Annotated in this window: 10 protein-coding genes and 2 pseudogenes; 3 read left to right on the top strand and 9 right to left on the bottom strand. The window is 49.2% G+C overall.

Features of this window, described 5'->3' with window-relative positions; genetic code table 11:
* Positions 1 to 35: 35 nt before the first annotated feature.
* The gene (locus LC508_RS03005; RefSeq protein ID WP_103732857.1) at positions 36 to 665 is read right to left on the bottom strand and encodes a YczE/YyaS/YitT family protein; all 630 of its coding nucleotides are present in this window, start codon (positions 663 to 665) and stop codon (positions 36 to 38) included.
* Between the two features lie 137 nt (positions 666 to 802).
* On the opposite strand from LC508_RS03005, the gene LC508_RS03000 reads away from it, so the two are divergent.
* The 3 genes and pseudogenes from LC508_RS03000 (at position 803) to LC508_RS02990 (ending at position 4,405) form a co-directional block, all read left to right on the top strand.
* Positions 803 to 1,723: an AraC family transcriptional regulator gene (locus tag LC508_RS03000; RefSeq protein WP_103732856.1), complete on the top strand. Its 921-nt coding sequence runs from the start codon at positions 803 to 805 to the stop codon at positions 1,721 to 1,723.
* A gap of 164 nt (positions 1,724 to 1,887) precedes the next feature.
* Positions 1,888 to 2,670: a class I SAM-dependent methyltransferase gene (locus LC508_RS02995; RefSeq protein WP_054351249.1), complete on the top strand. Its 783-nt coding sequence runs from the start codon at positions 1,888 to 1,890 to the stop codon at positions 2,668 to 2,670.
* Between the two features lie 265 nt (positions 2,671 to 2,935).
* A pseudogene (locus LC508_RS02990) lies at positions 2,936 to 4,405 on the top strand (MFS transporter).
* A gap of 73 nt (positions 4,406 to 4,478) precedes the next feature.
* Here LC508_RS02990 and rnhA read toward each other — a convergent pair.
* The 8 genes and pseudogenes from rnhA to hemA form a co-directional block, all read right to left on the bottom strand.
* Positions 4,479 to 4,952: a ribonuclease HI gene (gene rnhA, locus LC508_RS02985; protein WP_033141800.1), complete on the bottom strand. Its 474-nt coding sequence runs from the start codon at positions 4,950 to 4,952 to the stop codon at positions 4,479 to 4,481.
* Positions 4,942 to 6,654: a MutS-related protein gene (locus LC508_RS02980; protein WP_033141801.1), complete on the bottom strand. Its 1,713-nt coding sequence runs from the start codon at positions 6,652 to 6,654 to the stop codon at positions 4,942 to 4,944. The genes rnhA and LC508_RS02980 overlap by 11 nt, the downstream gene beginning before the upstream one ends.
* 62 nt (positions 6,655 to 6,716) lie before the next feature.
* The gene (gene hemL, locus LC508_RS02975) at positions 6,717 to 7,994 is read right to left on the bottom strand and encodes a glutamate-1-semialdehyde 2,1-aminomutase (RefSeq protein ID WP_033141802.1); all 1,278 of its coding nucleotides are present in this window, start codon (positions 7,992 to 7,994) and stop codon (positions 6,717 to 6,719) included.
* Positions 7,994 to 8,977 (bottom strand): porphobilinogen synthase, encoded by a 984-nt coding sequence (gene hemB, locus LC508_RS02970; protein ID WP_081960389.1) that lies wholly within the window; start codon positions 8,975 to 8,977, stop codon positions 7,994 to 7,996. Before hemB ends, hemL begins: the two co-directional genes overlap by 1 nt.
* Positions 8,978 to 9,002: 25 nt before the next feature.
* Positions 9,003 to 10,544: a uroporphyrinogen-III C-methyltransferase gene (cobA, locus tag LC508_RS28505; protein ID WP_225305385.1), complete on the bottom strand. Its 1,542-nt coding sequence runs from the start codon at positions 10,542 to 10,544 to the stop codon at positions 9,003 to 9,005.
* Between the two features lie 30 nt (positions 10,545 to 10,574).
* Positions 10,575 to 11,438 (bottom strand): annotated as a pseudogene (gene hemC, locus LC508_RS28500) (hydroxymethylbilane synthase); the annotation flags it as partial.
* Positions 11,435 to 11,911, bottom strand: a complete 477-nt coding sequence (locus LC508_RS02955; protein WP_103732053.1) for a precorrin-2 dehydrogenase/sirohydrochlorin ferrochelatase family protein — start codon at positions 11,909 to 11,911, stop codon at positions 11,435 to 11,437. The gene LC508_RS02955 and the pseudogene hemC, both read right to left, overlap by 4 nt.
* Entirely contained in the window at positions 11,901 to 13,130 is a 1,230-nt protein-coding gene (hemA, locus tag LC508_RS02950) for a glutamyl-tRNA reductase (RefSeq protein ID WP_033141805.1), read from the bottom strand. The genes LC508_RS02955 and hemA overlap by 11 nt, the downstream gene beginning before the upstream one ends.

The raw sequence follows: 13,130 nt of genomic DNA, 5'->3' as shown, positions 1-13,130 counted from the left end.
ACTGTTTTTAATAATAGCACAGGAATTGTCAGGTTTCAAGAAAGAAAAGCGGGAATTTTGCGGCCTTCCAGGAAAGGTTCTGCCAAATTAGTGCGGAAATACTGGATAAGGGGACCCACTGTCAGGGCAATGATAACCGTTGCGATCCCGATTTCCCCTCCTGCCAGGATACCGGCGATCAGACAGGTAAGGTCAGCAGCGATTCGGCAGTATTTGAACTTTCCGATCTTTCTGTCATCCATGATCAGGGCAATGGCATCATATGTGGATACTCCCAGATCTGCCGTGTAATACATGGCTCCTGAAAAGGCCAGCAGGAAAAGGGCGCTGACAAGACATACGATCCTGACAATAAGGGATGGTGTCTCATACACGCTTTTCAGCGCTGCAAATACCGCATCTGCCACCACACCGTATATGAGCAGATTTAATAGTGTGGATACCCCCACCAGGCTTTTTTTCATTTTCCATGCGAAAAGAAGCAGCAGGGCACACGTCACATTTGCCGCCATGGTAAAGCTGGTATGAAAGATTTTTGCCAGCCCTGTCAGCAGTACGCAGTAAGGGTCAACTCCGAAATCCGCATAGCGGAAGATTCCCACGCTGACAGCTGTCAGAATAATGCCGATGAATGCCATTCCGATTCTTTTATTTTTTCTTTCCATTTTCGTTCCTCCTGAAGCTTTATGTAGCTTGTACTTGTTTCCGAACTCTAGTATAATGACAAAAAGCGGTATTTTCTATCAGAATTACGGCAGATTTTATAACAATATCATCATTTTCTATTTTGGAGGCAGTTTTTATGAAATCATCTGTTGTTGCGGTGGACAAAAATTTAAAGGAACAGATATCCCACGGAAATTATGCGTTTCCGGTGGATGTGCACAGTGAAGTTTTCCAGGCAGAGGGAACGGGCGCGCCCTCCTATTTTGTCTGCCACTGGCATCCCGAATCGGAACTGATGATCGTCCTCTCCGGCTCCATGCGTTATCAGGTCAATGAGACAGTCTATGATATTAAGGAGGGCGAGGGACTTTTTATCAACTCCAACTGCCTGCATATGGGTACCGCAGTCAGTGAACAGGCTTCCACCTTATCTGTCATTTTCCATCCCCGTTTTCTGTACGGGTATGAGGACAGCCTGATTCGGGAAAAATACATCTCCCCTATTCTGGACAGCGCCGCCTTCTCCGCTTATCCTCTGAAGTCGGAAAACAGGGATGCGAGCCACATCATACCCGGGCTTCTGCTTCAGTGCATGCATCTGTATGAGGAAAAGGACCTGGCCTGGGAGCTGCATGTAAAGGCCAGTCTTCTCTCCTGCTGGGGTGCTCTTTTTGCCGTATTTACGGAAAAAGGCACTGACCGGAAAACTACTGCCAGGAGCCGGGAGGCTGCAGGTAAGGCAAAATCCATTCTGGAATTCATCCGGAACCACTATACACAGAAAATTTCCCTGGCAGACATTGCAGGCGCCGCAGCCCTGAGCACCGGGGAATGCGGACGTATCTGCAAACGTCTCCTGCATCAGACACCCTTTGAATATCTGAACGCCTACCGCGTGGAACAAAGCATTCCGGATCTTCTGAAAAAAGATCTGTCCATCACGGAAATCGCACTGAAACACGGCTTTTCCGGCTCCAGCTATTATGCGGAAACTTTTAAAAGTGTAAAGGGAATCACTCCTTCCGCGTTCAGGCGCAGTCTGATAAGTGGCGGCTAACATAAAAAAAGGCATGGCCATGCAGGGAAAAACTCTGCACAGCCATGCCTAAAAAATGTCCGCATCTATTACAGCACTATAGCATACGGAGCAATACAAGTCTAGTAAATTTTTCTGATTCTGTTATGATAATCCTGCCGGCAATAACTATATAGGAGAGAGAAATGAAAGCAAAATCATCAGACTGGTACAAAAAGAACTGGTCACTGGAAATAAAACAACAGTCATGGGTTGAAGATACCCAGCGCCAGGTAGAATTTATCATTCAAACTCTGCGTCTAAACGGCAGTGAAAAAATCATGGACCTTGCATGCGGCTATGGCCGCCATGCTCTGCTCTTCGCAAAGAAGGGCTATTCGGTTACAGGAATCGACATTACCGAACCTTATATTCACGATGCCAGAATAAATGCAGAAAAAATGGGCCTGACAAATGCTTCATTTATTCATGAGGATATTCGAAATGTCAATTTTTCCGAAGAATTTGACGTTGTTCTCAATCTCGCAGACGGTGCGGTTGGATATCTGGAAACAGAAGAAGAGAATCTGAAAATATTCGATGTTATTTCCAAAGCGCTTAAACCGGGCGGCAGACATTTTATGGACATCTGCAATGCGGATTTTGCAGAACGCCATTTTCCCATGCGCAGTTGGGACGCAGGCAGCACAACCCTGTCCCTGACTGAATTTGAGTGGGATTCCGATAAAAGGATTATGTTGTTCGGCGGTACTGAAATTCCTTATGGCGAACCCGCAGAACCGCCTGTTATTCGGGAAGGAGACCCCATAAGACTATATTCCCCGGAAGAACTAAAGACAATCCTAGCCCAAAGAGGAATGAAAATGGAAAAAACCTTCTGCAATTACTCTGGTAAACCAGCCGGAAACAACGAACTGCAGCTTATGGTTTGTTCAACAAAATGTACACAACAGACAAGCAGCGTCTGACCGACGGCATCCCTTAGCAGTGCAGCCATATAAACCACACTAAAAATTGTAAAATGTCACAAAGATTCAATTTTTGTCCTCAAAACATTGTATAAACCTTACAGCCGCAGTATAATTATCCCAAAAGAATCCGATGATCGCCTATATTTGTATACAAAACAAAATTCCAACTGAAACTGTGAGAAATACTCCTCAATACTATCAGAAACTTATGTACGGAATACATAAAATAAAAATGGACAGGAGGTGCCAAAACGTGTAACCAATGACAAAGTCCGCTTTTTTGGCGGACAGCACGGGAGGAAGGATTATGGAAGATCACAGTAGTAATGAGCGCAAGGAAATCAGTAAATCGTTAAAACGCTTTTTTGGCGTAGGAGATTTTGGTTTCAATCTTATGACGAATATTGAAACCTATTATTTCCAGTTTTTCCTGACAGATATTGCAAAATATACAATACCTGTTGTAACTCTGATAGCCACACTGACCAGTCTTGTGGACGCGGCCTTGTCCTGGGTGTACGGTGTTCTGCTCAATACCATGAAACCTATGAAATGGGGACGTTACCGCTCCTGGCTGGCAGTCATTCCCTGGCTGGTGCCGTTTTTGTATGCATTCCAGTTCATCAAGCTGAATGACGGGGCGGCAGGTATTGTTGTAATCATTGTGGCTACGATCACCAGTCATATTGCCTGGAATATTCCTTTTGTGGCCAATATTTCAATGATCAATATTGCCTCCAAAACACCGGATGACAGGATGGCCCTCTCCTCAACGAGAGCTTTATAGGGCGCACTGGGCATGGTTCTTTATTCTTACGTGGGACCGGGTGCCGTATCCATACTGGCTGCCGTTGTGGGAGCCAAAAATTCATACGGTGCGGCAGCATTCGTGTTCGGTGCTCTGATGGCAGCCGGATACTTTGCACATTTCAAAATGTTTGAAGGATATGAAGAAACCGGCGCAGAGGAGATTGCCAGACTCCAGAGAGAGAAAAAGGCAAAACAGGACCAGCATGCAGAAAAAGGACATGGAATGCTGAAATCACTCACATCAAATCCCTATCTTCTGGGTCTGATCGTTGCGGATCTGGCAAAATATGTCTACATGTTTGTAGCAAATGGTATTGCCGTTTACTACTTTACCTATGTTGCCGGTAATGCCGGTCTGACCGCCACCTTTATTCTCATTTCCAATCTGCTGGGCGTCGCTGCTTCTTATCTCTCGAAAAAGGCAGCCGGAAAATTTTCGGCCAGAAACACCGTTATCATCGCTTATCTGAGTATGGTCGTGGTGCTGGTACTTGGCTTCCTTTTCTACAACAGTACCTGGGTGGTCCTTATCATGGTGAGCATTGCACAGTTTTTCTGTACCATGACCAACGCCTGCGGACCGGCACTCTACGCAGACTGTGCAATTTACAGCGAGTATAAGACAGGCACAAATGCCACCGGTATGATCATGGGACTGAGTAATATCCCCCTGAAGATCGGTGTAGTGAGCCGTGGAATCCTGATCAATGCATGTCTTGCCATGGCAGGTTTTTCACTTGCAGTGGTACAGTCCAATGAGGTCACGGAAAAGCTGGCAAGGGGAATCAGTATGGGATTTACCGTAATTCCGGCTATTGCAGTAGGAATCGGCGCGCTTATTCTGATATTCGGGTATAAGCTGTCAAGCAAGGATATCGAGGGATATTCTGCAGAAATCGAGAAGAGAAAACAAAACAGATAACCACACAGAAAAGAGACTGCTGCACCGACTGAAACCATTCAGCCGGGCAGCAGTCCCTTTTGAAATGAAGCAGTTACACACCGGGGTCCACCAGCAGGTCTTCACCATCCGCCGCACTGGTAGCCAGATAGTCACAGCGTTCATTCATTTCGTGTCCGTCGTGCCCTTTCACCCAGATAAATGTCACTTTATGCGGCTCTTTTGCCTTCAAGAGCCGTTTCCATAGATCCACATTCTTAACCGGTTCATTTTTTCCCCGTTTCCAGCCCTTTTTCAGCCAGCCGTCAATCCAGTGCTGATTAAAGGCATCCACCAGATACTTGGAATCTGAATACAGCTCCACCTCACACGGCTTTGTCAGCGCTTCCATTCCCACAATGGCTGCCATAAGCTCCATGCGGTTGTTGGTGGTGCGCACATATCCCTGAGAAAACTCACGCTCATGCAGCGTTCCTTTTGCGTCCGTATAGTGGAGGACACAGCCGTATCCTCCCGGTCCGTCCGGGTTTCCCCTGGCAGAACCATCTGTATATATTTTAACAAGCATTTTCATTTCCTACCTTTTTCCAGATTCCGGTGGTTTCAAAATCAGCCACCGCAGCTTCCGACTCTTCTACAATTTCTCTGTCGTACCCTACCATGGAGAGCAGGCGGATGGCATTCCTTGTGGTAACCCTGCCCTTTTTCAGCAGATAGTTAAATTCCACGTCATCCTCCCTGAATTCCTCCTCAAAGTGATAGTTGGTATACGCTCCCTCCAGCATATAAGACAGCTCAATATCATGTGTCGCCGCAAAGGGAAGCACATGGGGCTTTTTCAAATGCGCCAGAATATTGGAGGAAGCCGCGATTCTCTCAATGGTATTTGTTCCCCGGAGCACCTCATCAATGATGCACAGAAGGGGGGCTTCCTCCTTGGATTCCTCCAGGATTCTCTTCAGGGACTTGATCTCCACAATGTAGTAGCTCTCCTTGCTCTCCAGGTCATCCCGAAGTGCCATGGAAGTCTGTATCTTAAAAAACGGAGCGGCGTATTCTGTGGCAGTACAGGTATACACGGTCTGCGCGAGAATGGCATTCATCGCCACATTTTTTAAGAAAGTGGATTTTCCGGAGGCATTAGAGCCGGTCACCAGGATGCCGCCGGACGCATCAATACTGTTTGCCACAGGTTCATGAATCAGCGGATGGTACAGATTTTCCACCTTCATCCGCACATCACTTCCCTTTTGATACCTCGTAAAATCCGGCACACAGTAATACGGCATGGCCTCCCGAAAGGATGCAATGGAAATACAGGCGTCCAGAAGTCCGTATATCTCCAGCATCTCCTCCGCTTCCGCTTTATGCTCCTTCATGGCCTTCATCATGGAATTGAACTTAATCAGATCGATATGGGTCATCATTCTGATATAATCCAGAATAAAGGATTCCGGTCCGCTGGCAAATCCATCCCGGTCCAAAACCAGATTTGCCCCGTTTCGGAAGCCGGAAAAACCTTTTTCACAGACATTCAGACGCTCCGTATACCTGTGAAGTTCCTCTATCTTCAGTTTGTCCAGAGCACCTGCACAGTTTATAAGCTGGAGCATGCACTTAAATCCGGTCAGATATACCTGTATGACTTCCTTGTCTTTCAGATACGTTCCCATATTGATACAGGTCACAAGCAGAAAGGCAAAGACGCCGTACCTTGGAACCGCTATGAACGCAGCAATAGAAAGCACAAAAGCCAGGCACATGAGAATCTGCTTCCACGGTTTTCCCGCGTCATACTCTTTTGTCACATGAATAGCCTGGTAAACAGACGATGAAGGCGGCTTTCTGATGTGTGCCAGGATCTCCTGGACCTTCTGGCGTTCTTTTTCATGTTCCCGAAAAAATGTGTACAGCCGTTCCCTCTCCGCAAGCTTTTCCTCCTGATATTCAGGAGTACGGAGAAGATAGTACAGATAGTCCTCCCCCGGTGAGGATATTGTCTGGTTCATAAGCATAAACACACGGTCCATATCCAGATCATTCCAGGTAATATCGTCAATGACAAACCGCCCGTCCTTCCTCCTGCGAAAATACTCCCCAATCTGTTCCAGCTTATCCCAGGTGTATTCCCGATCCGGAATCTGTCCCCAGCCCTTTTTTATTTTCTGGAGAAATTCCCGCTGTCTTCTCCTGTTTTCCTGAAACATGGTCACAAATACGACTGCCACAAAAATGATGATCAGTCCTGTCCACAAGGTTGTCTCACTCATAGCTGTCCTCCGTTTTCTTTTACCAGTTATGAGCGTATCCGTAAAGCAATCTTATGACACGCTCATGCGCAGAAATAATCTTTTATCAGCTTCAGTGCTGCTTCTATATCCTCATTTGTATGGGCATCTGACAGGAACATGGCCTCAAACTGTGAAGGTGCCAGATGTACGCTGTGGTTCAGCATATATTTAAAATATTTTGCAAAGGCATCTGTATCCGATGTCTTGGCAGAGGCATAGTCTGTCACCTTATTTTCTGTAAAGAAGATACATCCCAGAGATGCCACACTGTTTACCTGATAAGGAATATTGTTCTCAAGGAAAATCCTGCGGATTCCCTCAAACATCATCTCCCCTTTCTGGTACAGCCTTGTATAGATCTCCGGATCTTCATACAGGATCTTAAGCTGCGCAAGGCCTGCTGCCATGGCGATGGGATTGCCGCTTAAGGTACCTGCCTGGTATACAGGACCTGCCGGGGAAACCTTTTCCATGATTTCCTTTCTTCCGCCGTAAGCGCCCACAGGCATTCCGGCGCCGATGATCTTACCATAGGTGACAAGGTCCGGTGTCACCCCGTAGAATCCCGCGGCCCCGTCAAATTTAAGCCGAAAACCGGTAATCACTTCATCAAAGATCAGCAGTGCCCCATGCGCATCACAAAGGGTCCGAAGCCCCTGAAGGAAACCGTCAGCAGGAGGGACCACGCCCATATTGGCGCCCACTGGCTCCACGATCACAGCAGCCACCTGGTCTTTGCTCTCTGTCAGAAGTTCTTCCACACTTTCAAGATCATTATACACTGCGATCATGGTATCCTGCGTACAGCCCTTGGGCACGCCGGCGCTGTCCGGCACACCACTGGTCATGACTCCGCTGCCTGCACTCACCAGCATGGCATCCGTGTGGCCGTGATAGCATCCTGCAAATTTGATGATCTTATCTTTCCCCGTAAAGCCTCTGGCCACGCGGATGGCGCTCATGACGGCCTCTGTTCCGGAATTTACCATACGGATCATCTCCACATGGGGAATCCTCTCGCAGATGAATTCAGCCATCTCCACCTCTTTTGCAGTTGCACAGCCAAAGCTCAGACCATTTTCACTGGCTTTGATCACTGCCTCACGAATAGCAGGATGGTTGTGTCCCAGGATCATAGGTCCCCAGGACCCGATATAATCCGTGTAGGAATTGCCGTCCACATCGAATATTTTACTTCCCACTGCACCCTGTATAAAGCGTGGGGTCTCCCCAATGGCACCGTAAGCCCTTACGGGGCTGTTCACCCCTCCGGGAATCCGTTTTACGGCGCGCTCAAATAATTCTTCTGATCTTGTCATTACCCGATTCTCCCTTCGTCCATATATCCGGCCAGCTCTTTTGCAAAATAAGTCAGGTAAATGTCAGCTCCCGCACGGTAGGTGCTCACTGCCATCTCACAGATGATCTTCTCCTCGTCAATGTAGCCAAGCTTTGCCCCTGCCTTCACCATGGCATATTCGCCGCTGACAGAATAGGCGGCCACAGGCAGATGTATACTCTGTTTCACCTCACTGATCACATCCAGGTAGGAAAGCGCCGGTTTCACCATAATGATATCCGCGCCCTCCTGTACATCCAGAAGCGCCTCCTTCAGGCCTTCCCTCTTGTTGTGAAAATCCATCTGATAGCTCTTTCTGTCTCCGAAAGAAGGGGCAGAACCTGCTGCTTCCCTGAATGGACCGTAAAAGGCAGAGGCATATTTTACCGCGTAGGACATGATCGGTATGTCCTTGTGCTGATGGGTATCCAGGATCTCACGGATTGCTCTGACTCTGCCGTCCATCATATCTGAGGGTGCTACCATATCGGCTCCTGCCTCCACGTGGGAAAGGGCTGTCTTTGCCAAAAGCTCCAGTGTCGCGTCATTTTCCACATCATGACCGCACAGCACGCCGCAGTGGCCGTGGGATGTGTACTCACACATGCAGACATCTGTGATCAGATACATTTCCGGGAACTGTTTTCTGGCTTCCCGAAGCGCCCTCTGTACAATTCCGTCCTCCGCATACGCCTGGCTTCCCACCTCGTCCTTTTCATCCGGAATCCCGAAGAACATCACTTTATCCACGCCTGCCTTCATAAGTCCTTCCAGGGCATAAGGCAGCCTGTCAATGCTGTATCGGAACTGTCCTTCCATGGAGGGGATTTCCTCCTCCATATTTTCTCCCTCACGGACAAAAATGGGATAGATCAAAGAACTTTTGTCCATCCTGGTCTCACGCACCATTCTGCGCAGGGTATCGTTTTTCCGAAGCCTTCTCGGTCTGACTGTCATTTCCATGTTGCTACACTCCTTTTATCCTCTGTTATCTGCTATTTTTTAAGTCTACAACCAAATCCACCACACTGTCAATGGTGGCCTGTTTCGCCATAAATGTCTTCATACCCAGGGCATCCGCCGCGGCTTTCGTCTGTTTTCCAATGCAGGCAGCCGTTACTTTTGTAAAGTCAAGCCCTTTTACCGCCTCCGCAAATCCTCTTACCGTGGATGCGCTTGTGAAAACCGCGCAGTTGATCTCTCCGCTCTCAAAAGCTTTTTTCTCATCGATCACTTCCTGTTTTTCATAGAAAGTGTCATAAGTGGGCACATCACAGATGAAAAGTCCCGGCTTTTTCTCCAGCTCCTGGATGATCTCTTTTCCGCCGATCTTGGCTCTCGGAAGAAGGATCTTCTCATTCCCGCTGCAAACACTGCACAGAGCTTTCCCCAGAGATTCCCCGTCAAACACTTCAGGCATGAGATCCACGAACAGACCTCTCTCCTCCAGTGCCTTTTTCGTGCCCTTTCCGATGGCGGCAATCTTCGCGCGGCCTAGTCTGCGGACATCTGTCCCGGCTTTTTTCATCTCCTCAAAGAACACGTTTACACCGATAGGACTTGTAAATGCCAGCCAGTCATAGGTGTGAAGCTGTCCGAATGCGTTATGAAGCGCGCTCTGGTCTGCAAGGGGAGCTGTGCGGATAGCCGGAAGCTCCAGCACCTCAGCACCCATCAGACGCAGTTTTTGTGACATGGTGGAAATGGTTTCCCTGGGTCTTGTGACCAGCACTTTATACCCTGCAAGAGGCAGCTTTTCATACCATCCGAAGGTATCCGCAAGGGAACACACCTCACCCACTACAATGATCGCCGGTGTCTCGATTCCCCGGCGCTTTACTTCCTCCTCAAGTGTGGCAACTGTGGCCACGATCCGCTTCTGCCCCGCTGTGGTTCCCTTCTGTAAAATGGCAGCCGGCATCTCTTTTTGCATACCCGCCTGCAGCAGAGAGTTACAGATATCCGGAAGCGCGGTGACGCCCATAAGAAATACCAGAGTGCCCTTCGTGCGCACAAGCGCGTCAAAATCTATGTCATAGGCCTCCCCCTGCTTTTTGTGGCCTGTGATAATGTGCAGGGAGGAACAGTAATTCCTGTGTGTCACGGGAATCCCGTTGTACGCAGGGACTGCCAAAGGTGAGGTCACTCCGGGCACCACTTCGTAGGGGATTCCCTCTTTTGTAAGAAGCTCCAGCTCCTCCCCGCCTCTTCCGAAGAGGAACGGGTCCCCGCCCTTTAGACGCACCACCCGGTAACCTTTTTTTGCCTCATCCACAAGAACCTGGTTGATCTGTTCCTGGGGCATAATATGGTGGGAGGCACGTTTTCCCACGTTGATCAGGCGCACGCCGGCCGGAATCCGGGATAATACCCCCTGCCCCACCAGGCTGTCATATACTACCACCTGTGCGTTTTTCAAGGTCTCCATGCCCTTCAGGGTAAAAAGTCCGATGTCGCCCGGGCCGGCGCCCACAAGCCAGACCTTTCCTTTGCAGTATCTATTGTCTGTTTCCTGTTCACTGGCTGTCATATTCTCTCTTCTGCACTCCTCTCTCAGTTTCTGTGCAAGACGCACGCCCAGCTCCTCTGCTTCCTCTCTTTTCCCTTTCAGACTGCCCTTTTTATAAGCGCCTGTCTCTTCCTCGTAATAGAGTCCGGTAAGCAGGATTTCATCCCGGACCACCACCGCGTGGGCAGCCACCGGCGAGGAACATCCGCCGTCCAAAAACCTTACAAAAGAGCGCTCTGCCAAAGCCGCACAGGTACTGTCCGCGTCCCCGTATCCGTCCAGATAAGAGTAATCCTTCCCTTTTCTGCCCTGCACGGTCAAAATGCCCTGTCCTGCTGCCGGAAGCATCTCCTCCGGCTCAAAATATCTGGAAATCCTGTGGGTAAGCCCCAGCCTTTTAAGGCCCGCCGCTGCCAGCACCAGCGCGCTGTATTCCCCGCTGTCCAGTTTCCGAAGCCGCGTCTGCACATTTCCTCTGACACTCCTGCACTCCATATCCGGGAATAATTCCCGAAGCTGCAGGGTACGCCTGAGACTGGAACAGCCGATGGGCTTTGTCCTGTCAAGCTCGGTCACTCCCTCCGGGAGCACCAGTACATCTCTGGGGTCCTCTCTTTTTGAAAAGGCCAGAAGAGGCAGTTCATCCGGAACCTCCATGGGCATATCCTTCAGGCTGTGCACGGAAAGTTCACTTCTTCCGTCCAAAAGCGCCCGGTCCAGTTCTTTTACAAACAGTCCCTTTCCCCCCACTTTGTCAAGGGTTCGGTCCAGAATGATATCCCCTGTTGTCTTCATGGTGAGAAGCTCCGCCTTCAGTCCCTCATTGTTCTTCTCTATGTAGTCCTTCACCATTTCGCTCTGTATCACAGCAAGCCGGCTCTCCCGGCTGCCGATTACCACTGTCCTGCTGTTCATGCTCTACCTCCCGGCGTTTTCAAAAATTCTTCCACTTTTTCCCGCATCTGTCTTGTCTTTTTATGATCTTTTCCCGCCGCGTTAAATCCAATGACCACGCCATCATGGCAGATAAGTCCCGGGAAATGAAAATCACACTTGTTCTGGTCACTGGCTGTATTCACCAGTATGCCCAGACACTTGCAGGCACTGTAAATATCATCATTTACTCTGCTGTCATCTGTGGCTGCCAGAGCCAAATCCGCGTCATACAGATCTTCCCGCCGGTATTCTTTCTGTTTCCAGATAAGCTCCCCCTTCTCTGCAAGCTCCCGGATCTCCGGCTGTACAAGAGGAGCGATCACCACCAGCTCCCCCACAAATCCCAGAAGGCTTGTGATCCTTCTGGCAGCGATCTTTCCTCCGCCGATGACCACGGCTTTTTTCTGTGTCAGGTCTGTATACAGGGGAAACAGTTTTTTCTCAGTCTTCATAAACCTTCTCCAATCCGGCCACGCACTCCATAAACGCGTCCTGTTCCAGGGAGTCCCGCAGGCCGAAGATCATTTTGTTCACCACTTTTCCGGCTGCCGTGTCAATGGCTTTCAGGAGTTTTTCCCTGTCACTGTCCTCCATGGGCGTCTTTTTTAAGATTTTCAGAATCCGCGCGTTCAGATCCTCCACTGCCTCTGTCTTGATATCCTGGATTCTCGGAAATACATCGCGCCCTGAAAACCAATTATAAAATTCCGACATCTGCTCATCCAAAATGGCCCCCGCCTTCTGCATGCTGGCCCGGAGTCTTGGGGAGGCAGCATCGATCTTGAAGCTGTCAATGTCATAGAGCGTCACATTCTGCAGCTCTCCCACCTCCGGGTCAATATCTCTTGGCACAGCCAGGTCGATCAGTATCACATGATGGGGAACCTCTGCGTTTTCAAAAAGCTCTTTTGTTATGGTGCAGTTCGGGCTGGCTGTGGCGGATACCACCAGATCACATTTTGGCAGCAGTTCCATTCTGTCGCCGTAGTTGATACGCTCACACCCCTGGGGAATGGTCACAATGCCGCTCCGGTACTGACGGACGGTCACGGTCACATCAGCGCCTGCTTCTTTCAGAGCCAGTGCTGTCACCTTTCCCATCTCCCCGTTGCCGATGACCATGCAGGTTTTTCCCTGAATGGAAAATCCCTGGTTTTCCAGCCTGTCAATGGCCTGATGGATGACAGAGGTATTGGCCCTTGAAAATACCACTTCTGTCTTAACCTTCTTCGCCGCCGTCACTGCCATCCGAAAAAGCACCTCCAGCACACCGTCCGTACAGTAGGCATCCCTGGAAAGAGTCAGTGCGTCCTTCACCTGGGTAATGATCTGGTCCTCCGCCAGAATCTGGGATTTCAGGCCGCTGGTCAGATAAAACAGATGCTCCACAGCCTCCCTTCCTTCCCTTGTAATAAAATACTCCCGGTATTCCTCCTCGGGAACTTCTTTTTCTCTGCATAAAAAGCTAAGAAGGGACCCCTCCCAGTCTTCCTGCACACTGGCCCAGATCTCCATCCGGTTGCAGGTCGACAAAATAATACACCCTAAGATGTCCCTGTCTTCTTTCAGACGCTCCATAGCGCTCACCGCATTTTTTTTGGTGAAAGAAAATCTGGCCCGGACATCTACGGATGCTCTGCTGTGATCAATTCCAATCATGGAAATACTCAT

This window comes from Blautia parvula, assembly GCF_020215665.1.
GTDB lineage: Bacteria > Bacillota > Clostridia > Lachnospirales > Lachnospiraceae > Blautia > Blautia celeris.
Note: the sequence above shows the minus strand (reverse complement) of the source record. Positions and strands in the feature narration are given on the sequence as shown.

What these genes read in the sequence shown, in the direction of transcription:
- LC508_RS02955 (WP_103732053.1), bottom strand. Translation starts at nt 11,911, where the DNA reads ATGAAGACTGAGAAAAAACTGTTTCCCCTGTATACAGACCTGACACAG.
- hemL (WP_033141802.1), bottom strand. Translation starts at nt 7,994, where the DNA reads ATGACAAGATCAGAAGAATTATTTGAGCGCGCCGTAAAACGGATTCCC.
- cobA (WP_225305385.1), bottom strand. Translation starts at nt 10,544, where the DNA reads ATGACAGCCAGTGAACAGGAAACAGACAATAGATACTGCAAAGGAAAG.
- LC508_RS03000 (WP_103732856.1), top strand. Translation starts at nt 803, where the DNA reads ATGAAATCATCTGTTGTTGCGGTGGACAAAAATTTAAAGGAACAGATA.
- LC508_RS02980 (WP_033141801.1), bottom strand. Translation starts at nt 6,654, where the DNA reads ATGAGTGAGACAACCTTGTGGACAGGACTGATCATCATTTTTGTGGCA.
- hemA (WP_033141805.1), bottom strand. Translation starts at nt 13,130, where the DNA reads ATGAGTATTTCCATGATTGGAATTGATCACAGCAGAGCATCCGTAGAT.
- LC508_RS03005 (WP_103732857.1), bottom strand. Translation starts at nt 665, where the DNA reads ATGGAAAGAAAAAATAAAAGAATCGGAATGGCATTCATCGGCATTATT.
- hemB (WP_081960389.1), bottom strand. Translation starts at nt 8,977, where the DNA reads ATGGAAATGACAGTCAGACCGAGAAGGCTTCGGAAAAACGATACCCTG.
- LC508_RS02995 (WP_054351249.1), top strand. Translation starts at nt 1,888, where the DNA reads ATGAAAGCAAAATCATCAGACTGGTACAAAAAGAACTGGTCACTGGAA.
- rnhA (WP_033141800.1), bottom strand. Translation starts at nt 4,952, where the DNA reads ATGCTTGTTAAAATATATACAGATGGTTCTGCCAGGGGAAACCCGGAC.